At 69.3% G+C, this 25244-nt stretch carries 25 protein-coding genes and 1 tRNA gene; 7 read left to right on the top strand and 19 right to left on the bottom strand.

Annotation, left to right across the window (positions count from 1 at the left end):
* Window positions 1-10: 10 nt before the first annotated feature.
* Genes AB0N59_RS11285 through AB0N59_RS11275 form a run of 3 tightly spaced genes read right to left on the bottom strand, consistent with a single transcriptional unit; the run spans window position 11 to window position 2614 of the window.
* Window positions 11-919, bottom strand: coding sequence for a hypothetical protein (locus AB0N59_RS11285; RefSeq protein ID WP_363482995.1), 909 nt, complete (start codon window positions 917-919; stop codon window positions 11-13).
* A gap of 10 nt (window positions 920-929) precedes the next feature.
* The gene (locus AB0N59_RS11280) at window positions 930-1940 is read right to left on the bottom strand and encodes a tRNA (adenine-N1)-methyltransferase (protein WP_363482992.1); all 1011 of its coding nucleotides are present in this window, start codon (window positions 1938-1940) and stop codon (window positions 930-932) included.
* Entirely contained in the window at window positions 1937-2614 is a 678-nt protein-coding gene (locus AB0N59_RS11275) for an HAD family phosphatase (protein WP_363482989.1), read from the bottom strand. Before AB0N59_RS11275 ends, AB0N59_RS11280 begins: the two co-directional genes overlap by 4 nt.
* An 86-nt stretch (window positions 2615-2700) precedes the next feature.
* Here AB0N59_RS11275 and AB0N59_RS11270 point away from each other — a divergent pair, with 86 nt between their 5' ends.
* Entirely contained in the window at window positions 2701-3546 is an 846-nt protein-coding gene (locus tag AB0N59_RS11270) for a PAC2 family protein (protein WP_363482986.1), read from the top strand.
* A gap of 15 nt (window positions 3547-3561) precedes the next feature.
* Here the strand turns inward: AB0N59_RS11270 and AB0N59_RS11265 are convergent, their stop codons facing one another.
* Window positions 3562-4392, bottom strand: coding sequence for an undecaprenyl-diphosphate phosphatase (locus tag AB0N59_RS11265; RefSeq protein WP_363482983.1), 831 nt, complete (start codon window positions 4390-4392; stop codon window positions 3562-3564).
* Window positions 4393-4444: 52 nt separating this feature from the next.
* The gene (locus AB0N59_RS11260; protein WP_363482980.1) at window positions 4445-5740 is read right to left on the bottom strand and encodes a M20/M25/M40 family metallo-hydrolase; all 1296 of its coding nucleotides are present in this window, start codon (window positions 5738-5740) and stop codon (window positions 4445-4447) included.
* A 111-nt stretch (window positions 5741-5851) separates the two neighbouring features.
* Here AB0N59_RS11260 and AB0N59_RS11255 point away from each other — a divergent pair.
* Window positions 5852-5936 (top strand) — tRNA-Leu (locus AB0N59_RS11255).
* Window positions 5937-5976: 40 nt separating this feature from the next.
* On the opposite strand, the gene AB0N59_RS11250 is transcribed toward AB0N59_RS11255, so the two are convergent.
* The 4 genes from AB0N59_RS11250 to AB0N59_RS11235 form a co-directional block, all read right to left on the bottom strand.
* Window positions 5977-6708: a glycosyltransferase family A protein gene (locus tag AB0N59_RS11250; protein WP_363482977.1), complete on the bottom strand. Its 732-nt coding sequence runs from the start codon at window positions 6706-6708 to the stop codon at window positions 5977-5979.
* Window positions 6709-6714: 6 nt separating this feature from the next.
* The gene (locus AB0N59_RS11245; protein ID WP_363482974.1) at window positions 6715-7170 is read right to left on the bottom strand and encodes an SRPBCC family protein; all 456 of its coding nucleotides are present in this window, start codon (window positions 7168-7170) and stop codon (window positions 6715-6717) included.
* 93 nt (window positions 7171-7263) lie between these two features.
* The gene (locus tag AB0N59_RS11240; RefSeq protein ID WP_363482971.1) at window positions 7264-8349 is read right to left on the bottom strand and encodes a VIT1/CCC1 family protein; all 1086 of its coding nucleotides are present in this window, start codon (window positions 8347-8349) and stop codon (window positions 7264-7266) included.
* Window positions 8350-8475: 126 nt separating this feature from the next.
* Window positions 8476-10218, bottom strand: a complete 1743-nt coding sequence (locus AB0N59_RS11235; RefSeq protein WP_363482968.1) for a DEAD/DEAH box helicase — start codon at window positions 10216-10218, stop codon at window positions 8476-8478.
* Window positions 10219-10322: 104 nt separating this feature from the next.
* Here AB0N59_RS11235 and AB0N59_RS11230 point away from each other — a divergent pair, with 104 nt between their 5' ends.
* Complete coding sequence (locus AB0N59_RS11230) at window positions 10323-11150, top strand: SGNH/GDSL hydrolase family protein (RefSeq protein ID WP_363482965.1); 828 nt, start codon at window positions 10323-10325, stop codon at window positions 11148-11150.
* Between the two features lie 20 nt (window positions 11151-11170).
* On the opposite strand, the gene AB0N59_RS11225 is transcribed toward AB0N59_RS11230, so the two are convergent.
* On the bottom strand, window positions 11171-11980 hold the full coding sequence (locus AB0N59_RS11225; RefSeq protein ID WP_363482963.1) for an RNA methyltransferase: 810 nt from the start codon (window positions 11978-11980) through the stop codon (window positions 11171-11173).
* 61 nt (window positions 11981-12041) lie between these two features.
* On the opposite strand from AB0N59_RS11225, the gene AB0N59_RS11220 reads away from it, so the two are divergent.
* Window positions 12042-12890 carry a Sir2 family NAD-dependent protein deacetylase gene (locus AB0N59_RS11220; protein ID WP_363482959.1) on the top strand — a complete coding sequence of 283 codons (849 nt, stop codon included), beginning with the start codon at window positions 12042-12044 and terminating at the stop codon, window positions 12888-12890.
* Between the two features lie 23 nt (window positions 12891-12913).
* Complete coding sequence (locus tag AB0N59_RS11215; RefSeq protein ID WP_363482957.1) at window positions 12914-13501, top strand: histidine phosphatase family protein; 588 nt, start codon at window positions 12914-12916, stop codon at window positions 13499-13501.
* 12 nt (window positions 13502-13513) lie between these two features.
* On the opposite strand, the gene AB0N59_RS11210 is transcribed toward AB0N59_RS11215, so the two are convergent.
* From AB0N59_RS11210 to AB0N59_RS11190, 5 genes are read right to left on the bottom strand one after another with little or no spacing between them, the layout of a single operon-like run.
* Window positions 13514-14317, bottom strand: a complete 804-nt coding sequence (locus tag AB0N59_RS11210; RefSeq protein ID WP_363482954.1) for a CoA ester lyase — start codon at window positions 14315-14317, stop codon at window positions 13514-13516.
* Window positions 14314-14793: a MaoC family dehydratase gene (locus AB0N59_RS11205; protein ID WP_363482951.1), complete on the bottom strand. Its 480-nt coding sequence runs from the start codon at window positions 14791-14793 to the stop codon at window positions 14314-14316. Before AB0N59_RS11205 ends, AB0N59_RS11210 begins: the two co-directional genes overlap by 4 nt.
* An 8-nt stretch (window positions 14794-14801) precedes the next feature.
* Window positions 14802-15974: an acyl-CoA dehydrogenase family protein gene (locus AB0N59_RS11200; protein WP_363482948.1), complete on the bottom strand. Its 1173-nt coding sequence runs from the start codon at window positions 15972-15974 to the stop codon at window positions 14802-14804.
* Complete coding sequence (locus tag AB0N59_RS11195; RefSeq protein ID WP_363482945.1) at window positions 15971-17908, bottom strand: biotin carboxylase N-terminal domain-containing protein; 1938 nt, start codon at window positions 17906-17908, stop codon at window positions 15971-15973. Before AB0N59_RS11195 ends, AB0N59_RS11200 begins: the two co-directional genes overlap by 4 nt.
* 5 nt (window positions 17909-17913) lie before the next feature.
* On the bottom strand, window positions 17914-19467 hold the full coding sequence (locus AB0N59_RS11190; protein ID WP_363482942.1) for a carboxyl transferase domain-containing protein: 1554 nt from the start codon (window positions 19465-19467) through the stop codon (window positions 17914-17916).
* 91 nt (window positions 19468-19558) lie between these two features.
* Here AB0N59_RS11190 and AB0N59_RS11185 point away from each other — a divergent pair, with 91 nt between their 5' ends.
* Complete coding sequence (locus AB0N59_RS11185; RefSeq protein ID WP_363482939.1) at window positions 19559-20152, top strand: TetR/AcrR family transcriptional regulator; 594 nt, start codon at window positions 19559-19561, stop codon at window positions 20150-20152.
* 55 nt (window positions 20153-20207) lie between these two features.
* On the opposite strand, the gene AB0N59_RS11180 is transcribed toward AB0N59_RS11185, so the two are convergent.
* The 3 genes from AB0N59_RS11180 to AB0N59_RS11170 are packed head-to-tail and all read right to left on the bottom strand — an operon-like array spanning window position 20208 to window position 23702.
* The gene (locus AB0N59_RS11180; protein WP_363482936.1) at window positions 20208-21566 is read right to left on the bottom strand and encodes a dihydrolipoamide acetyltransferase family protein; all 1359 of its coding nucleotides are present in this window, start codon (window positions 21564-21566) and stop codon (window positions 20208-20210) included.
* The gene (locus AB0N59_RS11175; RefSeq protein ID WP_363482933.1) at window positions 21563-22588 is read right to left on the bottom strand and encodes an alpha-ketoacid dehydrogenase subunit beta; all 1026 of its coding nucleotides are present in this window, start codon (window positions 22586-22588) and stop codon (window positions 21563-21565) included. The genes AB0N59_RS11180 and AB0N59_RS11175 overlap by 4 nt, the downstream gene beginning before the upstream one ends.
* Window position 22589: 1 nt before the next feature.
* Complete coding sequence (locus AB0N59_RS11170; RefSeq protein ID WP_363482930.1) at window positions 22590-23702, bottom strand: thiamine pyrophosphate-dependent dehydrogenase E1 component subunit alpha; 1113 nt, start codon at window positions 23700-23702, stop codon at window positions 22590-22592.
* Window positions 23703-23870: 168 nt separating this feature from the next.
* Between AB0N59_RS11170 and AB0N59_RS11165 the strand changes: the two genes are divergently transcribed.
* On the top strand, window positions 23871-24344 hold the full coding sequence (locus tag AB0N59_RS11165) for an Lrp/AsnC family transcriptional regulator (protein ID WP_204973586.1): 474 nt from the start codon (window positions 23871-23873) through the stop codon (window positions 24342-24344).
* On the opposite strand, the gene AB0N59_RS11160 is transcribed toward AB0N59_RS11165, so the two are convergent.
* Entirely contained in the window at window positions 24316-25224 is a 909-nt protein-coding gene (locus AB0N59_RS11160) for an alpha/beta hydrolase (protein ID WP_363482926.1), read from the bottom strand. The two genes, AB0N59_RS11165 and AB0N59_RS11160, sit on opposite strands and share 29 nt — an antisense overlap.
* Window positions 25225-25244 lie beyond the last annotated feature (20 nt).

Below are 25244 nucleotides of genomic sequence, written 5' to 3'. Positions count from 1 at the left end.
CGGGCGGCTGTCACTGCGCCGTCAACTCCTCGGGCACGACGCCGAGGACGTCGACGACGTGAACCGTGGCGTCCCCGGCCTCAGAGGGCACGACGATCATGAGCTGCGAGCCGACTCGCGCCTTCGCCACCGCCTCGGCCACCTCGGCCGGAAGTCCGTCGGTGCCGGTCAGGGTTCCGTCCCAGGTGGTCTGCTCGACCGTGCGGTCGCTCCATCCGACCGAGGTCGACCGGATCAGTGCAGTGCCGTCGCCCACCTTCTCGTGCTCGCCCTGAAGCAGCGTCTCGGTCACGGCCTTCTTCGGCGCCGCGGTGTCGGGGATGATGACGCCGGGGCGTCCGTCCGAAGCACGCACGACCGAGGGCAGGCCAGGGGCGTCGTTGAAGACGTCGGAGCCGTCGGCCTTGGCGAGGGTCGTGTAGTGCACGTCGTAGACCGCGATCAGATTGCCCTTCGCCTCGAGGCCGATCTGATCAGCCACGCCCTCCGGCAGATCGGAGGCGGGAACAGCGACGACGATGCGGCTCCCCGCGGTCGCGCACTCGAGTGCCCTGTCGACGCCGGGCAGCTCGGCGCCCGCGGACTCGGGGCTCCACAGCCGCAGCTGCGCGTCGATCGGCTCGCCGGTCGTGCCGTTCACCAGCACACGCGCGAGGATCGCCTCCTGGCTGCCGTCGGTGATGGCTCGGCCGTCGCCGGTGATGAGGTCAGCGTAAGAGAGGTCTCCCGTTCGCACGGGAGTCCCGACGCTCACCTCTGGTGAGCCGAACTCGCCGGTCACCTTCACCGAGGTCTCCAGCGCCGCCGAGCTGTCGCGCTCGCACGCGGAGCCCTCGTAGGTGGGCGTCGCGGCCGAGCAGCCGGTCAGAGCGATTGCGGAGAGGGCGAGGGCCGAGAGGGCAGCGGTCGTTTTACGCACGGGCCCCAGTCTATTCGGATGCCTGCTCACCCTCGCGCGACGCGGCGGCGACCCGCGCGCCGCCCGCCGCCTTCTGCGCTTCGCGCACCCTCTTGCGCAGGTTCTTGTCGGTGATCTGCCGGTCGCCGACTGCTCCGGGAGTCCAGAGCTCGACGTCTTCGTCGCCGTAGCTCGATTTCGATGCGCGTCGGCGCACCTCGGGCGGAACCGCGCCCGGTGCCAGCCGGCGCGCGGTGAGCAGGAATCCGGTGTGGGCGACCATGCGGTGGTCGGGACGCACCGCCAGTCCCTCGACGTGCCAGCCTCGCACCATGGTCTCGGAGGCGTCGGGGTCGGTGAACAGCCCGGTGTTGCGGATGTACTCGGCGACGCGCGACAGCTGGGTCGCGGTCGCGATGTAGCAGATCACCACGCCGCCTGGTGTGAGCGCCTCGGCCACGGCGTCCATGCACTCCCACGGCGCGAGCATGTCGAGCACGACGCGGTCTACGGTGCCCGGCTGATGCACGGTGCCCAGCTCTTGCGCCAGGTCGCCGACGACGACCTCCCATGTCTGCGGCGTCTCGCCGAAGAAGGTCTCGACGTTCGCCTTCGCGACCTCGGCGAAGTCCTCCCGCCGCTCGAACGAGGTGAGGCTGCCGTCGTGGCCGATCGCGCGCAGCAGCGCGAGCGAGAGCGCGCCCGACCCGACGCCCGCCTCGACGACCACGGCGCCGGGGAAGATGTCGGCCTGCATCACGATCTGCGCGGCGTCCTTCGGGTAGACGATGGCGGCGCCACGCGGCATCGACATCGCGAAGTCGCGCAGCAGCGGGCGCAGCGCAAGATAGTCGTGGCCCGAGCTGTTCGTGGCGACGGACCCGTCGGGCTGCCCGATCAGGTCGGCGTGCCGCAGCACGCCGTGGTGCGTGTGAAGCTCGCCGTCGGCGCGCAGCGTGATGGTGTGCAGGCGGCCCTTCGGGCCGGTGAGCTGAACGCGGTCTCCTTCGCGGAAGGGACCGCTGGGGCGTACGGCGCTCATCGGGCGCCCTCCTTCGCGAGACGGGTGTGCAGGTCGATGACGTCGGCCGCAGTGCGGCCTTCGAGCGTGGGCCAGAGCTCGTCGGCCCCGAAGCCGTCGAGCGAGACGATGTGAGGCACGCCCAGCGTGACCGCGCCGGATGCCACTCCCGAGGTGACGCCGGTCGGCGAGTCCTCGATCACGACGGCGTCGGCGATGTCGATTCCGAGGCTGGCGGCGGCGGTGAGGTAGGGATCGGGGAACGGCTTGCCGCGCTCGACGTCGTCGCCCGCGACCACGAGGTCGAACGCGGTGAAGTCGATCTGCGCCACGACATCGAGCGCCATCCGGCGCAGAGACATGGTCACCAGGGCAGTCGGGATGCCCTCGGCGCGCAGGTCGGCGAGCAGCTCTCGCGCACCTGGGCGGAACGGAACACCCTGCGTGCGCAGGAGCTCCGCGACGCGATCGGTGAGCAGGTCGACGATCTCGGCCGGCTCCCGGTCGACGCCGGCCTGCTGCAGCACCCTGCCGCTCTCGAGCAGGTTGCTGCCGATGAGCTTGAGGGCATCATCGTGAGTCCAGGTGCCGCCGTAGGACTCCACCAGCTCCGTCTCGACCGCCATCCAGTACGGCTCGGTGTTGACGAGGGTTCCGTCCATGTCCCACAGGACTGCGCGGGGCTTTCTGCTCATTGCACCCATGCTAGCCGGGTCGCCGCCCCTGACCCGGCCCTGAGGTCTAGCCTGGAGGGATCGGCTCGGCTCCCGGAAGGAGAGGGATGGACGTCCTCGGCTCTCGCATCATCGTCGCCGCGTTCGACGGCTGGAACGATGCCGGCGAAGCGGCGAGCGGCGCTATCGCGGCTCTTCGTGCTTCGGGTGAGTACGAGCAGGTGCACGCTGCCGACCCCGAGCTGTACTTCGACTACCAGTACACCCGGCCGTCGAGCAGGCTGAACGCGGAGGGCGGGCGTGAGCTGCGCTGGCCGCAGGCCGCACTGTGGCGTCCGGTTCGTCCGGTCACTGCCGGACCGGAGCTCTGGCTTCTGACGGGGTCGGAGCCGGCCCGCGCCTGGCAGGCGTTCGTGAACGAGTTCGTCGATGTGGCACTGCGTGACGATGTCACCGGTCTGGTGACGATCGGCGCGATGCTCTCGGACGTGCCGCACACCCGGCCCATCTCGGTGTTCGCGACGAGCCAGGACGAGCGTGTGCGAGAGGCGCACGGTCTCGAGAAGTCGACGTACGAGGGTCCCGTCGGGATCCTCAGCGTGTTCGATCAGTTCTTCAGCCAGGCGGGGATCCCTTCCGCCAGCCTGTGGGCCAGCGTGCCGCACTACGTGGCCACCGCGTCACCGTCACCCAAGGCGACACTCGCGCTGCTGGACCGCCTCGAAGAGCTCACCGGCGTGGGGCCGGCGCGCGAGCACTTGCGCACCGAGGCCGCCGCGTGGGAGGCATCCATCGATGCGGCAGCGGCGGAAGACGAGGACATGGCCGAGTACATCCGCCAGCTCGAGCGCACCCGCGACACGTGGGACTCGCCCGACGCCTCCGGCGACGCCATCGCTCAGGCCTTCGAGCGCTACCTGCGCCGGCGCGGCGACGGCCCCGACAAGCGCTGACTGGCCCCTGTCCGATCAGACGGCGGGGATGACGCCTGTCGCCAGCAGGACGATGATCGCGACTCCGAGCAGAACGCGGTAGACCACGAACGGCAGGAAGCTGCGCTTCGAGATCCAGTTCATGAAGAACGCGATCACGCCGAGCGCCACGACGAACGCGATGCCGGTGGCGGCGAGCGTCTCACCCAGCCCGAAGTGCTGATCCGCGTCTCCGCCGTGCTTGATCAGCTGATAGAACCCGCTGCCGAATACGGCGGGGATCGCGAGCAGGAACGCGTACCGAGCGGCTGCCGCGCGCTCGTAGCCGAGGAAGAGACCCATGGTGATCGTCCCGCCCGAGCGGGACACGCCGGGCACGAGCGCGAGCGCCTGGGCCACTCCGAACGCCGCGCCGTGGCCGTAGGTGAGCTGATCGAGCTTGCGGCGCTTGGCGCCGACGTAGTCGGCGATGCCGAGCAGGACGCCGAACACGATCAGCATGACCGCGACGACCCACAGCGAGCGGAACACCGTCTCGATCTGATCCTGGAACAGCAGTCCCAGCAGCACGATCGGGATGCTTCCGAGGATGATCAGCCAGCCCATTCGGGCGTCGGGGTCGTTGCGGGGCGCCTTGCCGGTCAGCGAGCGGAACCATTGCGCGATGATGCGCACGATGTCGCGCCAGAAGAACACGACCACGGCCGCCTCGGTGCCGATCTGCGTGATGGCGGTGAACGCAGCGCCAGGATCCTCCCCAGATGGCAGGAAGGTGCCGAGGATGCGCAGGTGCGCACTGGAGGAGATCGGCAGGAACTCGGTGAGTCCCTGCACGATGCCGAGGATGAGCGCTTCGAGCAGGTTCATGCGTCGCTTTCTGACAGAGGCTTCGTAGGCGAGGCGCGCAGGGGGATGCTGATCAGCAGCTGCGCAGCAGATCGGCCAGCACGCGCTGGCCGAAGACAAGCGAGTCTACGGGCACGCGCTCGTCGACTCCGTGGAACATCCCTGTGAAGTCGAGGTCGGCGGGTAGACGCAGCGGAGCGAATCCATATCCCGTGATGCCGATCGAGGCCAGAGCCTTGTTGTCGGTACCAGCCCCGAGAAGGTAGGGGATCACCGGGGTGCCCGGATCGTGACGACCGAGCGCGGCGACCATCGCGTCGACCAGGTCGCCCTCGAACGGGGTCTCCATGCCGATGTCGCGCACGACGGTCTGGATCTCGATGTCGTCACCGACGATGCGCTGCAGCTCGGCGAGGACGTCGTCCTCCGTACCGGGGATCACGCGGACGTCGATCAGCGCCTCCGCGGTCTCGGGGATCACGTTGTGCTTGTATCCGGCGGTGAGGACGGTCGGATTCGCCGTCGTGCGGAACGTCGAACGCAGGAACGCCTCAGCGGGCCCTGCAGCGGCGGCCAGGGCATCCGGGTCTTCGACCGGACGACCGGTGAGGTCGCTCAGCCCCTGCAGCAGGGACTCGGTGGTCGGCGTGAGCCGGATCGGCCAGCGCGTTCGGCCGATCGCCGCGACCGCCTCGGCCAGCCGTGTCACCGCGTTCTCGTCGTGGTACCGGCTGCCATGTCCCGCGCGTCCCTTCGCGACCAGGCGCAGCCACAGCATCGCCTTCTCTCCGACCTGCAGCAGGTACGCGCGGCGATCATCGACCGTGATCGAATAGCCGCCCACCTCGCTGATCGCTTCGGTCGCGCCCGCGAACCACTCCGGCTTGTGCTGCACGACGAGCGCAGAGCCCTCCACACCGCCGTTCTCCTCGTCGGCGAAGAACGCGAGGATCAGATCCCGCTCAGGCTGCTCCCCCGCGCGCAGGATGTCGGCGACGGCGGTGAGGATCATGGCGTTCATGTTCTTCATGTCCACGGCGCCGCGGCCCCACAGCATCCCGTCGCGCACGAGGCCCTCGAACGGATCGACGCTCCAGTCGTCGGCGACTGCAGGCACGACGTCGAGGTGCCCGTGAACGACCAGAGCCGGTCGTTGGGGATCGCGACCGGGGACGCGCGCCATGACGTTGGTGCGCCGATCGATCGGCTCGTAGTACTCCGGCTCGAGGCCGAGGCGCTGGAGGAAGGTGCCGACGTACTCGGCCGCCTCCCGCTCGCCGTTCGCTCGGCCCCCACCGTAGTTCGACGTGTCGATGCGGATCAGGTCGCGGGCGATGCGGACGACCTCAGGCAGCTCAGTGTCGGGCATGACCCCAGGCTACCCAACGGCCATGCCACGCCCGGGCGTCGCGCTGGTTCGAACACCTCCCCGCGGCGTGCTAGAGTCATTCTTCGTTCGGCAACGAACATTTCATCACCTGCGCGGGTGGCGGAATAGGTAGACGCGCTAGCTTGAGGTGCTAGTGCCCGAATAGGGCGTGGGGGTTCAAGTCCCCCCTCGCGCACAGACAGGCCCCGGGTCCTCGGATCCGGGGCCTTCTTGTCTCAGTCGGCGAATCGTCGCGCGCGCAGCCGGCGCCAGCGCCACGGTGGGAAGTCATCCGGCCAATGCAGCACGACGGTGTCGAACCCCCGGCGCACGCGACGTCGGAATCCTCGTCCGGGCCAGAGCGGTCGCATCGAGATGCCCATCGGCGCACCGCGCAGCCGACCGGGTGATCCCAGGCGACCGAGGTGATACGACAGGTCGAGATCGTCGTGCGTCTCGGTGTGATGACGGTGCACCTCGGCGCGCACCGAGCGCCACGCGTCGGCGCGCATCGCGAGGTTGGAGCCGAACAGCGGCCTGTGCCCGAGGGCTGCTCCTGCGGCGAGCCCATATCCGCCCAGATACACGGCAGATGTCCACCGCAGGGCGCGGGGCCCGTCGGTGAAGCGGGCCGAACCCGTGGCGGCGAGCAGATCGGGACACTGCAGGAACTGCGACTCGGCGTCATGCACCCATGTCGGCGGTGGCACGCAGTCGGCATCGAGGCGGAGGATCAGGTCACCGGCTGCGGCGTCATAACCGGCCGCCGCAGCCGGGGGGATGCCGACCTCGGTGCACCGCACGACCCGCGCTCCCCCGGACATGGCGATCGCCGCCGACCCATCCGAAGATGCGTTGTCGACGACGATCACCTCGTCGGGTGCGCGCGTCTGGTCACGCAGAGCCGTCAGGCAGCGCTCGAGCGGTGCCGCGTCATCCCTCACCGGGATGACGACCGAGATGCGCAATGATGCTCAGGCTTCGACGTCGCCGCGCCACGAGCCGGTCGCACTGCCCCGGCCCTCGATGAACTCCTTGAAGTTGTCGAGGTCCTTCTTCACGGCGTGCGAACCAGCGCCGACGAGAGCGCCGACCTTCTCGAGCAGGCCCTGGGGCTCCCAGTCGATCTGTGCGGTGACGCGAGTGGTGTTCTCGTCGAGCTTGTGGAAGGTGACCACACCTGCGTGCTCGGTCTCGCCGCCGATGCTGCGCCACGCGACGCGCTCGTCGGGGTGCTGCTCGGTGATCTCGGCGTCGAACTCGCGCTCCGCGCCGCCGACGTTGACGACCCAGTGATTGTGGGTGTCGTCGATCTGCGTGATCGAGACGACCTCGTCGAGGAAGTGCGGGAAGCTCTCGAACTGCGTCCACTGGTTGTACGCGACGCTCACGGGGACGTTCACGTCGACGGTCTCGATGATCTGGGGCATCTTCAACTCCTCGCTTCTGGGATGGAGATCCCAGTCAGCCGCATGGCATCCGTTCGCGGGAGGGGGTTGACGCGGCCGATCGCGAGAGTCGACTCAGACCACTCCGACTCCGAAGACGAGACCGAGGACGTAAGTGACGGCTGCAGCCCCCACTCCGATCGCGAGCTGGCGAAGGGCGCGCTTGAGCGGCGGCCCTCCGGACAGGATGCCGACCATGGCCCCCGTGGTGAGCAACGCGATGCCGACGAGCACGAGTGCGACCACGATCGCCGTGAAGCCGCTCAGACCGAAGATCCACGGCAGCACGGGCACGATCGCTCCTGACGAGAAGAGCAGGAAGCTCGAGATCGCCGCCGACCAGTCGCTGCCGACGACGTCGTGGTCGGCGTGGATGCCGATCGGGCCGGTGGCGTCGCGCCGGATGCCTGCCCGCGCCGCCTCGACCACGCGTTGCGCGCGTGCGAGCGACTCGTCCTCGGTCATACCGCGCGCGCGGTAGACGAGCGCGAGCTCGTTGGCGTCGATGTCGAGATCGGCGGCAGTGGCATCCGCGTCGTTGTTCTCCTCGGTCGACGCCAGCAGTTCCCGCTGCGACCTCACCGACACGAACTCGCCGGCCCCCATCGAGAGAGCACCGGCCAGCAGGCCGGCGATGCCGCTGAAGAGCACGAACCCGCCGCTCACCCCGGTGGCCCCGATGCCGAGCACGAGCGCGAGATTCGACACGAGCCCGTCGTTGGCACCGAAGACCGCGGCGCGGAACGAGCCCGACAGGCGTCGTCGACCGCGTGCCGCGAGCCCGCGGACCACCTCATGGTGCACCTTCTCATCGGCGCGCATCGCAGGGGTGGCGAACTTCTCGGTGTCGTAGGGCGAACGCGCCTCGGCGCTCTGGGCGAGAGCGAGCACGAAGATCGATCCGAAGCGAGACGCCATCCAGCCCAGCATCCGTGATCGGAGGCCGGCCTTCGGCAGGCGCTTGGGCTCTTCGCCGAGCAGATCGAGCCAGTGCTGCTCGTGGCGTCGCTCGGCCTCGGCCAGAGACAGCAGGATCTCGCGTTCCTCGCCCTCGCGGCGAGCAGCGAGGTTCGCGTACACGGCGCCCTCAGCGCGTTCTTCGACCAGGTACCGCGTCCACTGCCGGCGATCGGCGGCTGTGGGCTGTGCGGGCGCGTTCATGCATCCTCCGTGCTGTGGGTGACCAGTCAACGGTATCGACGACGCACCGCCGGAACCGCGTCAGATCAGCGATTGACAGGATTTCGGATTCCCGAACTGCCCGGGTCCGACGTGCACGACACGCGCTCAGGAGCGCACGCGCTTGCGCAGCACGTCGATGCGCGACTGCAGCTGCGTGACCGTCGCCTGTGCGACGGCAGGACCGCCGCAGACGCGGCGAAGCTCGGCATGCACAGCACCGTGCGGCTCGCCGCTCTGCCGGGCATAGAGTCCGACCAGACTGTTCAGCAGCTGCCGCTGCTCGCGGAGCGTGCGGTGCAGCGGAGCGGGAAGCGTCGACTCCTGCTCGGGAGGCGCGGTCGCCTCGCGCGCCTGGCGCAGCTTGCTCTGCCGGGCCTGGCGCTGCATCAGCAGGTCGTGCACGTGCTCTGGCTCGAGCAGGCCGGGGAAGCCGATGAACTCCTCCTCTTCGGGGGTGCCCGGCTCGGCGAGCTGCCCGAAGTCCTTGCCGTCGAACACGACGCGGTCGAAGTGCGCGAGCGACGAGATCGCCTGATAGCTGAACTCCTGCGTCAGGGCATCCGACGCGTCGTCCTCCCGGTTCGCGCTCTCCAGCAGCGAGTCCTCGAGACCGTCTTCGTCTTTCGTCTGGCGATCCAGCGCGTGGTCGCGCTGCTTCTCCATCTCGTTCGCGAGAGTCATCAGCACCGGCACGTTGGGCAGGAACACGCTCGCGGCCTCGCCGCGACGCCGGGCGCGCACGAAGCGGCCGATCGCCTGGGCGAAGAACAGCGGAGTCGACGACGAGGTGGCGTACACGCCGACCGCGAGGCGCGGCACGTCGACGCCCTCGGACACCATGCGGACGGCCACCATCCATCGCCGGTCGTCGGCGCTGAACTTCTCGATCCGCTCCGAGGCCGAGGCGTCGTCGCTGAGCACGACGGTCGGCTGCTGACCGGTGATGCTGTGCAGGATCTTCGCGTACGCGCGCGCCACCGTCTGATCGGTGGCCAGCACCAGGCCGCCGGCATCGGGCACGTGATGGCGGATCTCGGAGAGCCGGCGATCGGCTGCGCGCAGCACAGCCGGCATCCACTCCCCCTCAGGATCGAGCGCCGTGCGCCACGCCTGCGAGGTGACGTCCTTCGTGTTGTCCTGCCCGAGGTGCGCTTCCAGCTCATCGCCCGCGCTGGTGCGCCAGCGCATCTTGCCGGAGTACATGTGGAAGAGCACGGGCCTGACGACGCCGTCTTCGAGCGCGCGCCCGTATCCGTAGGCGTAGTCGGTGCTCGAGATGCGAGCGCCCGACTCGTCTGGCAGGTATTCCACGAAGGGAATGGGCGCGGTATCGCTGCGGAACGGTGTTCCCGACAGCAGCAGGCGCCGCTTCGCCGGTCCGTATGCGTCGCGGATCGCGTCGCCCCAGCTGAGGGCATCACCGCCGTGATGCACCTCGTCGAGGATGACCAGCGTCTTCGCGTCCTCGGTGAGGTGACGGTGCAGCGACGACTTCGCCGCGACCTGCGCGTAGGTCACGACCACACCGTGATAGTGCCGCGCAGGTGCCCAGTGGCTGTTCTTGAAGTGCGGGTCGAGGCGGATGTGCACGCGTGCGGCGGCATCGGCCCACTGGGTCTTGAGGTGCTCGGTGGGGGCCACGACGATGACCCGGTTGACCTCGCCCATCCGCAGGAGCTCCACGGCGAGCGTCAGGGCGAAGGTCGTCTTTCCTGCCCCGGGCGTCGCCGCGACGAGAAAGTCGCGCTGGTCGGCCTGGAAGTACTGCTCGAGGGCCTCTCTCTGCCAGGCCCTCAGCTTGTCGGCGGTACCCCATGGGGCGCGCTGAGGGAAGGACGGAGAGAGCATCCCGTCTACGATAATCCAGCCCGCCGACAGTTCGCTTCGAGGCCCGGGGTAGGCTCGGATGCTGTGCCCGGGCACCCCGAGGCGCGCCTGCCGAAGGAGAGACGATGGTCGACCAGGATTCGTCGCGCACCCCGTACATCGCGAACGAGGGGCCGCACCCGTGGCGTCGGTTCGTCGCCGTCGGCGACTCGTTCACCGAGGGCATCGGCGACCCCGATGACGCCGCCCCCGGCGGCCACCGCGGCTGGGCCGATCGGGTGGCCGAGGTGCTGTCGAAGGACGTCGACGACTTCGCCTACGCGAACCTGGCCGTGCGAGGCAAGCTCATCCGCCAGATCGTCGTCGAGCAGATCGAACCGGCCGTGGCGCTCAAGCCTGACCTCGTCTCGATCTGCGCAGGCGGCAACGACGTGATCCGCCCGCGTACCGACCCTGACGACATCGCCTCGCAGCTCGAGGACGCCGTGGCGCGGCTCGCGTCCACGGGAGCCGCGGTCGTGCTGTTCACCGGCATCGACACGAACTTCACGCCCGTGTTCCGTGCCTTCCGCGGCAAGGTCGCCATCTACAACGAGAACGTGCGGGCCATCGCCGACCGCCACGACTGCATCGTCGCCGACCAGTGGGCGCTCAAGGTCATCCAGGACACCCGGTTCTTCGCCGACGACCGGCTGCACCTGAACGCTCTGGGCCACCACGAGGTGGCCCGCATGGTGCTGCGTGCGCTGAACGTGCCGAACTCGCTGCAGGCGATGCAGCCCGACCCCATTCCCGTGCGCACCTGGCGTGAAGCGCGCACCGAGGACATCGGCTGGGCGCGCGAGCACCTCGTGCCCTGGGTGCTGCGGCGCCTTCGGCACCAGTCGTCGGGCGATCACGTCGCTGCGAAGCGCCCGGATGCGGGCCCCTTCCTGCGCGGCGACATCGGCTGAGCGGCCCCCAGCGGCGCAGGTCAGCGTGTCGCGTAGAACGCGACCGCTGACGCCGCCGCGACGTTGAGCGAGTCGACGCCGCCCCTCATCGGGATGGTCACTCGGCGATCCAGCATCCGGTCGGTGTCGGGCAGGATGCCGTCTCCCTCCGTGCCGAACACGAGCGCGAGCCGCTCGGGCGACTCGGCCACGAGATCATCCAGGGTGACGGCGCCCTCCCCCAGCGTCATCCCGGCGGTCACATAGCCCGCCGCCCGGAGCGTGCCGATCTCTGCCGGCCAGCTGTCGATCCGCGTCCACGGCACCTGGAACACCGCGCCCATCGACACGCGCACCGACCGCCGGTAGAGGGGGTCCGCGCAGGTGGGGGTGACCAGCACGGCATCGACGCCCAGAGCAGCCGCCGACCGGAAGATCGCACCGACGTTGGTGTGGTCGGTGAGTCCCTCCAGGATCGCGATCCGCGGACGGGCACGGTCGATCGCCGAGAGGACCTCTCCCACGGATGCCGCAGCGGGCCGGTGCATGGCCGCCATCACGCCGCGGTGCACCGCGAACCCCGTGAGCCGCTCGGCGACGTCGTCGGCGACGACGTACACCGGCACATCGCGGTCGCCGACGAGGTCGGAGACGGCATCCGTCCACTTCTGCTGCGTCAGGACCGATCGCGGCCGGTGCCCGGCCTGCAGCGCCCGCTCGATCACCTTCGCCGATTCGGCGATGTACAGCCCGCCCGCCGGCTCTCGCACCCGACGCAGCGCCGTGTCGGTGAGAGAACGGTAGTCGTCGAGCACGGGATCGTGCGGATCGGTGAGGTGGTGCAGCTGCATCCCTCCATGCTGTCAGGCCGTGACGGCCCCGAAGCCCCTCAGAGGCGCTTAGACTTCCGGGGTGCAGTCGCTCGAGCCCTCGGACACGATCTCCGACGCGGTCGACCGTGCCGCCGATCTTCTGCTGTCCCGACGATTCGCTGTGCTCACCGGCGCCGGCATATCGACCGACTCGGGCATTCCGGCGTACCGCGGCGCGGGCGCACCGCCGCGCTCGAAGCCCATGACCATCCAGACCTACCTCTCGGACGAGGCGGCTCGGCGCCGGTACTGGCTCGGCGGGCATCTCGGATACCGCGCGTTCACCGCGCCGGACCCGAACGGCGGGCATCTCGCCCTCGCGGCCCTCGAACGATCGGGCGCATCGACGGGCATCGTCACGCAGAACGTCGACGGGCTCCATCTGCGCGCAGGCAGCCGGCGGGTCATCGAGCTGCACGGCACGATGCACCGCACGCTGTGCCTGCACTGCGGTCAGGTGTACGACCGGCGGGCCATCGCCGAGCGCATCGAGACGCTCAACCCGTGGATCCTCGTCCCCGAGAACATCGTGCTCAACCCCGATGGCGATGTGTCGCCGGAGAGCACCGAGGGCTTCGTCATCCCGGCGTGCGAGATCTGCGGCGGGATGCTCAAGCCTGACGTCGTGTACTTCGGCGAGTTCGTGCCCGTCGCGCGGTTCGCCCTGGCCGAATCGCTCGTGCACGCATCGAACGCGCTCGTCGTCGCCGGCACGTCGCTGACCGTCAACTCCGGCATCCGCGTGATCGAGCGCGCACGACGCCGCGACATGCCCATCGTCATCGTCAACCACGAGCCCACCAGAGCCGATGTGTGGGCGGACGAGGTGATCATGGGAGGGACGACCGAGGTGCTCACGGCGCTGGCCTCCCGACTCGGCGTCCTCTGAGCCGCCTCCCCTAGGCTCGAGGGGTGACCCTGCTGACACTCGTACGCCACGGCCAGACCGACTGGAACCTCGCCCGCCGCATCCAGGGCACCACCGACATCCCCCTGAACGAGACCGGCAGGGACGACGCTCGATACGCGGCGCACAAGCTCGGCCGCGCTCAGCACCACGCCATCTACGCGAGCCCGCTGAAGCGAGCGAGGGAGACCGCCGAGATCATCGCGGACGAGCTGGGTCTCGCGGCTCCCACGCTCGTTCCGGACATGCGGGAACGGGAGTTCGGCGTCGGCGAGGGGATGCTCGTCAAGGACTACATCGAGGCCTACGGCGACTGGCACGGCGAGGTGCCGGGGGCGGAGTCGCTCGAGGATGTGTGCGTGCGCGCCATGGCCGCACTGCACCGCATCGCACGAGATGCCCGCCGCCGTTCCGCTCCGACCGCCGAGTCGGTGATCGTCGTGACCCACGGCGGAGTGATCCGCTCGCTCATCGACCACGCCTCAGGCGGCACGCTGCCCGCACTCGGCAGCGTGCTCGGCAACGGATCCCTGCACCGCTTCGAAGCGTCGCCGGATACGCTGCGCCTGCTCGAAGAGGCCGTCGTCCTCTGACCGCCGGCCGGATCAGCCCCGGCTGAGAACAGCCCTGGCGTGCCGCAGCACCGGCTCGTCGATCATGCGCCCGTCGTGCCGGAACACACCCCGCTCCCCCTCGGCTGCGGCGAGCACGGCGCGGGCCCACGAGAGCGTGGCCCCGTCCGGCCGGTACGCGTCGCGGATGACGGCCACCTGCTTCGGATGGATGCACGCGGTCGCGCCGAATCCGGACGCCACGGCGTCGGCGGCCTCTGCGGCCAGCCCGTCCACGTCATCGATGTCGAGGTGCACGGCGTCGACGGCCGTGCGGCCGTATGCCCCGGCAGCCAGCAGGACCTGCGCGCGGGCCGCGCGCGCGACGTCCCGGTAGCGTCCGTCGGGAAAGCGGCTCGACAAGCCTCCGAGCGAGGCCACCAGGTCTTCGGCACCCCACATCATCCCCACCGTCCGCCCGTGAGAGGCGATCTCGCCGGCCCGGTGCACGCCTCGCGCGGTCTCGCACAGCGCGATCACACCGAAGTCCGCCCCGAAGGCGTCGAACGCCGACGGGTCCTCGCTCTTCGCGACCATCACGGTGCGGAACGGAGTGCGCTGCAGGGCCTCGACGTCGAGTGCGAACTCCGCGGTCTCGGGTGCATTCACCCGCACGATGACCCGGGAGGGGTCGAGATCTGCAGCGATGACGTTCTCGCGAGCCTCGGCTTTGGCATCCGGAAGCACCGCATCCTCGAGATCCAGGATCACGGCATCGGCCTTCTGCAGTGCGCCGGCGAAGCGCTCAGGGCGATCGGCCGGACAGAACAGCAGCGCCGGCCCCATGCCGAGAATCATCGCTCGCCCTCCGGAAGGCAGCGCATCAGCGCGGTACGGGTCGCCTTGGCCACGACCACGCCGTGCTGATTGCGCCCCGTGTGCTCGATCGTGCAGATTCCCTGGCCGGGCCGAGACGCCGAGAGCCTCTTATCGACGATCACGCTCTCGGTGTACAGCGTGTCGCCATGGAACAGCGGATGCGGGAACGAGATGTCACCGAGTCCGAGCTGCGCGACCAGCGTGCCCTGGGTGAGCTGCGCGACCGACGCTCCGACCATCGTCGACAGGGTCCACATCGAGTTCATCAGGCGCTGTCCGAACGGCTGCTGATCGCCGGCGAACGCGGCGTCCAGATGCAGCGCCTGCGTGTTCATCGTGAGGGTGGTGAACAGCACGTTGTCGGCCTCGGTCGCTGTGCGCCCGGGCCTGTGCAGATAGCGCGCGCCGACCTCCAACTCCTCGAAGTAGAGCCCGCGCTGGACGATATCCGTCATGCTCTCCCCTATCCCACCAGGCCCAGAGACCGGGCGATGACGAGCAGCTGCACCTCGGTCGTGCCCTCTCCGATCTCGAGGATCTTGGAGTCGCGGTAGTGGCGAGCCACGGGGTACTCGTTCATGAACCCGTTGCCGCCGAAGATCTGCGTCGCGTCGCGGGCGTTGTCCATCGCGGCTTCACCCGAGACGAGCTTGGCGATCGCGGCCTCTTCTGCGAACGGGCGGCCGGCGTCGCGCAGCCGAGCGGCGTGATGCCATGCCAGACGCGCGGTGTGGACGCGTGCGCGCATGCGGGCGAGCGTGAACTGCGCGTTCTGCCTGGTGCTCAGGGCCGAGCCGAACACCGTGCGCTTGTTGGCGTAGTCGACCGCTGCCTCCAGGCATCCCTCGGCGGCACCCGTCGCGAGGGCGGCGATCGCGATGCGGCCCTCGTCGAGGATGCTGAGGAAGTTCCTGAAGCCGCGGCCGCGCTCCCCGAGCAGGTTGGCCTCGGGCACGCGCGCGTCCTGGAGGGTCAGCGGGTGGGTGTCCGAGGCGTTCCAGCCGACCTTGTCGTATGCGGGCTCGACGGTGAAGCCGGGGGTGCCGTTCGGGACGATGATCGTCGAGATCTCCTTGCGCCCGTCGCTCTCGCCGGTGACCGCGGTCATCGTCACGAAGCGGGTGATGCCGGTGCCGGAGTTGGTGATGAACTGCTTGCTGCCGTTGAGCACCCATTCGCCGCCGTCGAGGCGCGCCGTGGTGCGTGTCGCGCCCGCGTCGCTGCCGGCCTCTGGTTCGGTGAGACCGAAGCCTGCCAGGCCCTCGCCGGCGAGCAGCGACGGCAGGTGCTCCTGCTTCTGCTCCTCGGTGCCGAACCGGTAGATGGGCATGGCTCCGAGGCTCACGCCCGCCTCGAGAGTGATCGCCAGCGACTGGTCGACACGTGCCAGGCCCTCGATCGCGAGCCCCAGGGCCAGGTAGTCGCCGCCCTGCCCGCCGTACTCCTCTGAGAAGGGCAGACCGAACAGGCCCATCTCCCCCATCTGGCGGACCACATCGAGGTTCAGGGTGTGGGTCCGGTCGGCCTCGTACGCCTGCGGTGCGACGACCTCCTCTGCGAACTCGCGCACCATCGAGGCGAGCTCGCGCTGCTCCTCGTTCAGGTCGACACCGGTCAGTTCTGCCTGGGCGCTCATGCTTTCTCCTCTTCGCTGACTCGTGCGACGGGCTGGTCCCGTCTCACCTGATCGCCGAGCGCGACCAGCAGGTGCACCGTGCCGTCGTGAGGCGCGAGCACCGGATGCTCCATCTTCATCGCCTCGATCGAGACGATGGGGTCGCCCGCGCGGACGTGGTCGCCGTCAGCAACGTGCACGGCGACGATGCTGCCGGGCATGGGCGCGCGGCCCTCCGGCTCACGCGGGCCCGATGCCTGCTCCTGCGCGGCGAGACGACGCTGCATGCGCGAGCGGCGCGAGAGAGGCCGCAGACGCGCTGTGACGCCATCGGCGAAGGTCCAGACCGCTCCTTCCGCGTCCGTCGCCGTCGGGATGCCGTGCGCGTACGCCATCGGCGCCTCGACGACCTCGTCGTCGTCGGTGAGGAACACGGGACGATCGATCCGAGCCGGGCTCCCGATCCGCCAGCCGGGCAGCTCGTGCCAGATGTCCGCGGCGCCGACAGGACGCCGCATCTCGACAGCGTGCGCGGCCGCGGCCAGCATGGCCGGCGTCGGAGCGGCTGCGGGGAACGGCAGCATCGTCTCGATGAGACCGGTGTCGAGATCCCCCGACATCACGCGCTGGTTCCGGATGAGGGCCCGGAGGAAGGCGATGTTGGTCTCGACGCCGAGCACCACCGTGCGAGCGAGCGCAGCGTCGAGGCGGCGAAGCGCAGTCGCGCGGTCGGCACCGTATGCGATCACCTTCGCGATCATCGGGTCGTAGTGGCCGCTGATCTCGGAGCCGGTCTCGATCGCCGCATCGACCCTGACGTCACGAGGCGGGTCGAACAGCAGCACACGGCCCGTAGAAGGCAGGAATCCGCGCTCGGGAGACTCCGCGTACACGCGCGCCTCGACGGCGTGGCCGCGCACGGCCGGGGCCGGGTCGATCGCTCCGCCTGCGGCGATGTGCAGCTGCAGCGCGACCAGGTCGAGACCTGTGACCTCCTCGGTCACGGGGTGCTCGACCTGCAGCCGGGTGTTCATCTCGATGAAGAAGATGTCGTCGACAGCGTCTGCCTCGACGAGGAACTCGACCGTGCCGGCTCCGACGTAGTCGACGCTCTTGGCCGCAGCCACGGCCGCATCGAGCAGCCGCTGTCGGACGGCGTCGGGCAGCGCGGCGGCCGGTGCCTCTTCGATCACCTTCTGGTGCCGGCGCTGCAGGGTGCACTCCCGCTCGCCGAGCGCGATGACGTTGCCGTGCGCGTCGCCGAACACCTGCACCTCGATGTGCCGCGGACGCTGCACCAGCCGTTCGAGCACCATCGAGTCGTCGCCGAACGCAGCGGTCGCGACCCGTCGCGCCGTGGCCAGTGCCCCGGCGAGCTCGTCGCCCGCGCGTACGATCTCCATGCCCTTTCCGCCCCCGCCGGCGCTGGGCTTGACCAGCAGCGGGTAGCCGACCTCGTCGGCACGGGCGCGGATCTCGGCGTCGTCGAGCCCAGCTGCGTTGAAGCCGGGCACCACCGGCACACCGTGCCGAGCGACGTGGTCGCGCGCCGTGGCCTTGTCGCCCATGATGTCGAGCGCGCGTTCGTCGGGCCCGATGAAGATCACATCCGCGTCCGCGCACGCCCGTGCCAGCTGCACGCTCTCGGAGAGGAAGCCGTAGCCGGGATGGACGGCCTGAGCTCCGGATGCCCGTGCCGCGGCCATGATGGCATCGACGTTGAGGTACGAGTCGGCGGCTGCGGACCCGCCGATGTGCATCGCCTGGTCTGCCTCGCGCACGTGCGGGGCCTGCGCGTCGGCGTCGCTGTACACGGCGACGCTGCGCACGCCGAGCTCGCGCAGGGTGCGGATGATGCGGCGGGCGATCTCGCCCCGATTGGCGACGAGAACGGTGTCGAGGGTCATGGCCTCGGTGGTCGTGGCTCCAGCGGTCGTGGTTGTGTCAGTGGTCATGGCGATCACATCCGGAAGAGGCCGAAGCGCGGCTCGGGAAGGGGCGTGCGGGAGACGACGTCGAGGGCCAGCCCCAGCAGGTCGCGCGTCTGATCCGGGTCGACGATGCCGTCGTCCCAGAGCCGGGCGGTGGCGTAGTAGGGCTCGCCCTGGGCCTCGTACTGAGTGCGGATCGGCGCCTCGAACTCGCCGCGCTGCTCAGGAGACCAGCTCTCTCCGGATGCCGTCAGCTGATCCTCCTTGACGGTGGCGAGGACCGACGCCGCCTGCGGTCCGCCCATCACCGAGATACGACTGGCCGGCCAGCTCCACAGGAAGCGCGGCGAGTAGGCGCGCCCGCACATGGAGTAGTTGCCGGCGCCGAACGAGCCGCCGATGATGACCGTGAGCTTGGGCACGCGGGTGGTGGCGACAGCGGTGACCATCTTCGCGCCGTCCTTGGCTATTCCGCCGGCCTCGGCGTCACGGCCGACCATGAATCCGGTGATGTTCTGCAGGAACAGCAGAGGGATGCCTCGCTGATCGCACAGCTCGATGAAGTGCGCGCCCTTCTGCGCCGACTCGCTGAAGAGCACCCCGTTGTTCGCGACGATGCCGATGGGATGACCATGCAGGCGAGCGAACCCCGTGACGAGGGTTGTGCCGTACTCGGGCTTGAATTCGCTGAAGGTGTCGGCATCGACGAGCCGGGCGACGACCTCGTGCACGTCGTACGCGGCGTTCACATCGACCGGCACGACGTCGTACATGCTTCCGGTCTCGGCCGGAGCGACACCGGACGCCACCTGCCATGCGGGCTGAGGAGGCTGCGGAAGCGTCGCGACGATGTCGCGGAGGATCTCGAGGGCGTGTTCGTCATCGTCGGCCAGATGATCGACCACGCCCGAGCGGCGGGCGTGCAGCTCGCCTCCGCCGAGCTCCTCCGCTGTGACGACCTCGCCGATGGCGGCCTTCACGAGCGGCGGACCGCCGAGGAAGATCGTGCCCTGATTGCGGACGATCACGGTCTGGTCGCTCATGGCCGGCACGTAGGCGCCGCCGGCCGTGCACGACCCGAGGACCGCCGCCAGTTGAGGGATGCCCTCTGCCGACATCCGCGCCTGGTTGAAGAAGATGCGCCCGAAGTGGTCACGATCGGGGAACACCTCGTCCTGCTTCGGGAGGAAGGCGCCGCCCGAGTCGACGAGGTAGAGGCACGGCAGACGATTCTCGAGGGCGATCTCCTGCGCTCGGAGATGCTTCTTGACGGTGAGCGGGAAGTAGGTGCCCCCCTTCACCGTGGGATCGTTGCACACGACCATGACATGCCGGCCGTGCACGAGCCCGATGCCCGCGATGACTCCGGCTCCCGGAGCCTCGCCGCCGTACAGCCCGTGCGCTGCCAGCGGCGCGATCTCGATGAACGGGCTTCCCTCGTCGAGCAGCCTCGTGACACGATCGCGAGGCAGCATCTTGCCGCGCGACACGTGACGCTCGCGCGAGCGCTCCGGTCCGCCCAGCGCGGCGACGGCGAGTCGCTCGCGCAGCTCTTCGGCGAGTGCCTGCTGGGTCACCGGCATCGCGGGTCCTCCTTGACCGTTGCTGAGAATTCGCATCAGAAGGGTTAGTGTGCACTAACCCGATAATTCAGGTTAGCGAGGATTAACCGAAATGACAACGCCTCTCACCCCGCGCGACCGCGCCAAAGCCGAGCGCACAGACGCGATCCTCGTCGCGGCCGCCGAGCTCTTCGCTGCGCGGGGCTACTCCGGGGTCAGTCTCGAGGACATCGGCGCGGCCGTGGGCGTCTCCGGTCCCGCGGTGTACCGGCACTTCGCGGGAAAGCGGGCCCTGCTGGGTGCGCTGCTCATCGGTGTGAGCGAGGAGCTCGTCACGGGAGGCGCGGCGGTCGTGCGCGATGAGAGAGACGAGCGGGCGCGCATGGCGCTGCTCGTGGATTTCCACGTCGACTTCGCGCTGCGCAACGCCGACGTCATCCGCGTGCAGGATCGCGATCTGTCGCACCTGTCGGACGACTCGCAGGCAGACGTGCGACGGCTGCAGCGCGCCTACATCGAGCTGTGGATCGATGCCCTCGGCATGCTGGTCACCGCGGATCGGGAAGAGCTGCGCCTGCGCGTGCAGGCCTGCTTCGGTCTTCTCAACTCGACACCGCACAGCACCTCGGCAGCGCTGCGCACGCGCGCTGACACTGCTCGTGTACTGGCGGCCATGGCCATGTCGGCGCTCACCGCCGGGGACTGAGATCAGTCCCCCGCGGTGAGCGCTCGACCACGACGCGTGAACAGCCGAAGACGCGTCAGAACAGCAGAGCCCGCCCCGGCTGCTCCAGGATGTCGGCGACATCCTTGAGGAACCGGGCACCTTCAGCACCATCGACGAGACGGTGATCGAACGACAGGCTCAGGGTCATCATCTGTCGCAGCGCGATCTCGCCCCGGTGCTCCCACGGCTGGCGTCGCACGGCGCCGACCGCGAGGATGCCGGACTGCCCTGGTGGAAGGATCGGGGTTCCCGCATCGATGCCGAACACGCCGATGTTGGTGATCGAGAACGTGCCGCCGGCGAGCTCCGCGGGGCTCGTCTTGCCGGCACGGGCCGTCTGGGTGAGCTGCGTGAGCGCATCCGCCATGCCGGTCAGCGAGAGTCGCTCTGCATCCCGGATGATCGGCACGATCAGCCCCCGCTCCGTCGCCGCGGCGATCCCGAGGTCGACGAAGTGGTTCTGCACGATCTCGCCGGCGGCCTCATCCCAGGTCGCGTTGAGCGAGGGGTTGCGACCGAGCGCGAGGGCGACGGCCTTCGCAACGACCACGAGCGGGCCGATCCGGTGCTCCGACAGCGACCTGTCGGCCTTGAGCTGGTCGATGAGCTCCATCGTGGCTGTCACGTCGACCGTGTGGAAGGTCGTGACATGCGGCGCGGTGAAAGCGCTGCGCACCATCGCCTGGGCGGTGTGCTTGCGCACGCCCTTGATCGGGATGCGGGTCTGGGCGCGCTCGCCGGCCGGCACGCCATTCGGCATCGCCGGCTCGGCGGGAGCCGGGGCGGCCGTGGTCGAGGGTGCACCGGTGCGCTCGGCGTAGGCATCCACGTCCTCGCGGGTGATCACCCGGTCGCCGATCTCGGCGGCGATGAGCGCGAGGTCGACGCCGAGGCGCTTGGCGTGCGCGCGGACGGGCGGAGTGGATCGCGGCCGCTCCCCCACCGTCGGCTCTGCGACGCTGGGCGGAAGCACATCATGCGGGGCGGCGACGAGCACCTCCGCATCTGCGGGCACCGCCGCAGAAGTTCCGCCGCGACGTGCTCGGCGCGCAGGACGGCCGGAGGATGCCGGTGCCGCGCCGTATCCGACGAGGTTGGGCTGCGCCTTCTCCTCCGCCTCGGAAGCGGGAGAGGAGGACCTCGCGGGCTCCTCGCCGACGACGTCGAAGGCGATCAGCGGTGCGCCCACGGCGACGGTCTCCCCCGCGTCCGCATGCAGCGTCGCGACCGTTCCCTCGTAGGGAGAGGGCAGTTCGACGACCGCCTTCGCCGTCTCGACCTCCGCGAGAGTCTGATTCAGCGCCACCGGGTCACCGGGCTGCACGAGCCACTGGACCACCTCGGCTTCGGTCAGCCCCTCGCCGAGGTCCGGCAGGCGGAATTCGGCGATCACCGCTGATCTCCCTTCGCGTCCGCGCCGCTGAGGCTGTGCGGACGATCGAGCACACGGTCGACGGCATCGAGGATGCGGTCGAGGTCGGGCAGGTGGAACTTCTCGAGCTTCGCAGGCGGGTAGGGAATGTCATGCCCGGTCACCCGCACGGGCGCCGCCTCCAGATACTCGAAGCAGTACTCGGTGATGCTCGCGATGACCTCGGCTGCGACGCCCGCCTCACGGGATGCCTCGTGCGCGACCACCACCCGGCCAGTGCGGCGCACCGAAGCCGAGACGGTCTCGTAGTCCACCGGTGAGATGGAGCGAAGGTCGATGACCTCGAGGGAGATCCCCTCGTCTTCGGCTGCCGCGGCCGCATCGAGGGCGGTGCTCACCATGGCCCCGTACGTGATGATCGTGGCGTCGGTGCCCTGGCGCACGACGCGAGCGAGGCCCATCGGCGGAGCATCTGCCAGCGGTGCCTCGAGGTCGACCTCGCCCTTGTGGTGGTACAGACGCTTGGGCTCGAAGAACAGCACAGGATCATCGCTGGCGATCGCCTGGCGCAGGCAGCGGTAGGCATCCTGAGGATCTGAGACCGCGATGACACGCAGCCCGGCGGTGTGCACGAAGTAGGCCTCAGGCGATTCGGAGTGATGCTCGGCCGCCCCGATGCCCCCGGCCCACGGCACACGGATGGTGATCGGCATCTTCACCCGTCCCTGGGTGCGGTAGTGCAGCTTGGCGACCTGAGAGACGATCTGGTCGAACGCCGGGTAGATGAACCCGTCGAACTGGATCTCGACCACCGGACGGTAGCCGCGGAACGCGAGGCCCACCGCGGTGCCGACGATGCCGGACTCCGCGAGCGGCGTGTCGATCACCCGCTTGGCGCCGAACTCGTCCTTCAGGCCGTCGGTGATGCGGAAGACACCGCCGAGCGTTCCGATGTCCTCCCCCATCAGCACGACCTTCTCGTCGTCGAGCATGGCCTGCCGAAGGCCGGCGTTCAGGGCCTTGCCCATCGTCATCGTCGTCATGTCAGGCCTCCTCGAACGATGCCAGGTAGGCCGCGTAGTCGTCGCGCTGGCGCTGCAGGCCGGAGTGCGGCTCTGCGTACACGCGATCGAACACGGCGAGAGCGGGGCGGGTCTGCATGCCGATGCACGCGGCACGCATCTCGCGTGCGACGTCGTCGGCCGCCTTCTGAACCGATTCGAGGTGCTCGTCGGTCAGCTCGTCGGCCGCGCGCAGATGCGCCTCGAGACGGGCGATCGGATCGCGCTCGCGCCACTGCGCGAGCTCGGCATCGTCACGGTAGCGCTTCGGGTCGTCGGCGGTGGTGTGCGGACCCATGCGATAGGTGACGGCCTCGAGGTACGCGGGTCCCTTGCCGGAGCGCGCGTGGTCGAGCGCCCAGCGCATCGCCGCCATGCACGCGAGCACGTCGTTGCCGTCGACCCGCAGGCTCGGGATGCCGAACCCGGGAGCGCGGCCGGCGAGCGGGTACTGGGACTGCAGGCCGACAGGCTCGGAGATCGCCCAGTGGTTGTTCTGGCAGACGAACACGACGGGCGCGCGATACGACGAGGCGAAGATCATCGCCTCGTTGACATCGCCCTGGCTGGTGGCGCCGTCACCGAAGTAGGTGACAGCGACCTCGTCGGCGCCGTCATGCAGGATTCCCATGCCGTAGCCGACCGCGTGCAGCGTCTGCGCGCCGATGATGATCTGCAGAGGGGCGATGTTCAGCCGCGAGGGGTCGTACGCCGCGCCGTCCTCTCCGCGCCACATGCGCACATAGTCGCCCGGCTCGGCCCCGCGGGTGTACATCACACCGGTCTCGCGGTAGCTCGGGAAGACGAAGTCGTGCGGGGCGAGCGCGCGACCGGTGCCGATCTGAGCCGCCTCCTGGCCGTTGCACGGAGCCCAGAGACCCAGTTGGCCCTGACGTTGCAGCGCCACGCCCTCCGAGTCGATGCGGCGAAGCACGACCATGTCGCGGTGCAGATCGCGCATCGTCTGGAAGTCGATGTCAGCGATCCAGCGGTCGAGCTGGGGGTTCGGCACGCGCGTGCCGTCGGGAGCGAGGATGCGCTCCGTGAGTTCGAGATCGTTCTGCGTGTCGACGATCGGGCTGGTGTGCGGTGACATCGGCGTCCTCCTGACGTGGCGGCCTTCGTGGGGCGTGCACGGCTTCCCGACAGCTGCGTCGGGCTTGATCGAATGGTACGTCTGGCTGACACCTCGCTCAAGCATGTCTGCGGCCGCTGAGCATGTTGCGCAATAAGTGACGATCAACCCCTGCTAACGTGTGGCACTATGCCCACGTTGGATCGCACCGATCTCGAACTGCTCACCGCACTCGCCGAAGACCCGCGCATGACGGTGGTCAAGCTGGCCGACCGGCTCAACCTTTCGCGCAACACCATCCAGGCGCGCATGGCGCGGCTCGAGCAGACCGGCGTCTTCGAGTCGTACGAGCGCTCGTACTCCACCGAGGTGCTCGGATTCCCGCTTCAGGCCTTCATCAGCATCGGCGTGCGGCAGACGGAGCTGCCGCGCATCATCAGTGAGCTCTCACGCGTGCCCGAGATCGTCCAGGCTCACGGCCTCAGCGGATCGATCGACCTGCTGGCACGGGTGGCCTGCCGCGATGCCCGCCACCTCTTCGACACCGACGCGCGCATCCTTTCCATCGAAGGGGTCGAGCGAACCGAGACCTCCCTCGCCATGGGCGAGGTGATCCCGTTCCGCGTCGCCGGTCTCATCGGCCTCGCGCGACGGGAAGCCTGAGGAACCGGCGGATCGCTCCTGCTGCCTCAGCCGGCGTCTCGTAGTGGATGAGGTGGCCGACGCCGGCGATCTCGACGAGCTCGGCGTTCGGGAACATCATCGCCAGCCGGCGCTCGGCCTCGATCGGGGTGATGTCGTCTCGCTGCGCGGCGATGAGCAGGGTCGGCACGTCGATCACGCCCGCGAAGGCGCGGACGTCATGCGACACGCTGGTCACGAACGCATCGTGCAGCACATCGCGGTCGGCGAAGCGCGAGAAGTAGGCGTCGTGCTGATCGTGGATGAAGCGGCGCAGCTGCGGGTCGCGGGTCTTCGCCATCGCGATGCTCATCACGCGAACAGTGAGGGGATGCCTCAGCAGCGCCGTCCCGAGACGCTCCGGCAGGCGTGCACCCAGGGAGTAGTACAGCACCGCGATCCGGGTGAGCAGCCCCTTGGGGCCCTCCAGGGCAGGCGCGCCGATCGGATTGATCAGGATCAGGCGCGGCGTCTGGAGTCCGCTGGCGACAGCCGCTGACGAGACGATCGAGCCGAACGAGTGGCCGAGGATGATCGCTCCCGGCGCCACCGCCCGGGCGAACTCGCACAGCCAGCCTGCGTAGAGCCCGAGATCGTGCTCGCGACCGGGCACGGGTGGCGTCTCGCCGAACCCGGGAAGGTCGGGCGAGATGATCCGGATGCCGGGCAGGTACGCCACGACGGGCTCCAGGCCGTGGTGCTCACCGCGGAAACCGTGCACGGCGATGATCGTCGGCGCATCGGTCGCCGCATCCGGATCGCCGTAGACCCAGTACGCCGTCGTCGATCCCAGCACCTCGACCTCTCGGCGCTCGACCGGGACCGCGGCGAGACGAGCGGCGTACGGAGAGGGAGCGGGCATGCCGCCGAGTCTACGGGAAG

Origin of the sequence: Microbacterium sp. NPDC089321 (genome assembly GCF_040684935.1) — a bacterium.
Lineage (GTDB): Bacteria > Actinomycetota > Actinomycetes > Actinomycetales > Microbacteriaceae > Microbacterium.
Note: the sequence above shows the minus strand (reverse complement) of the source record. Positions and strands in the feature narration are given on the sequence as shown.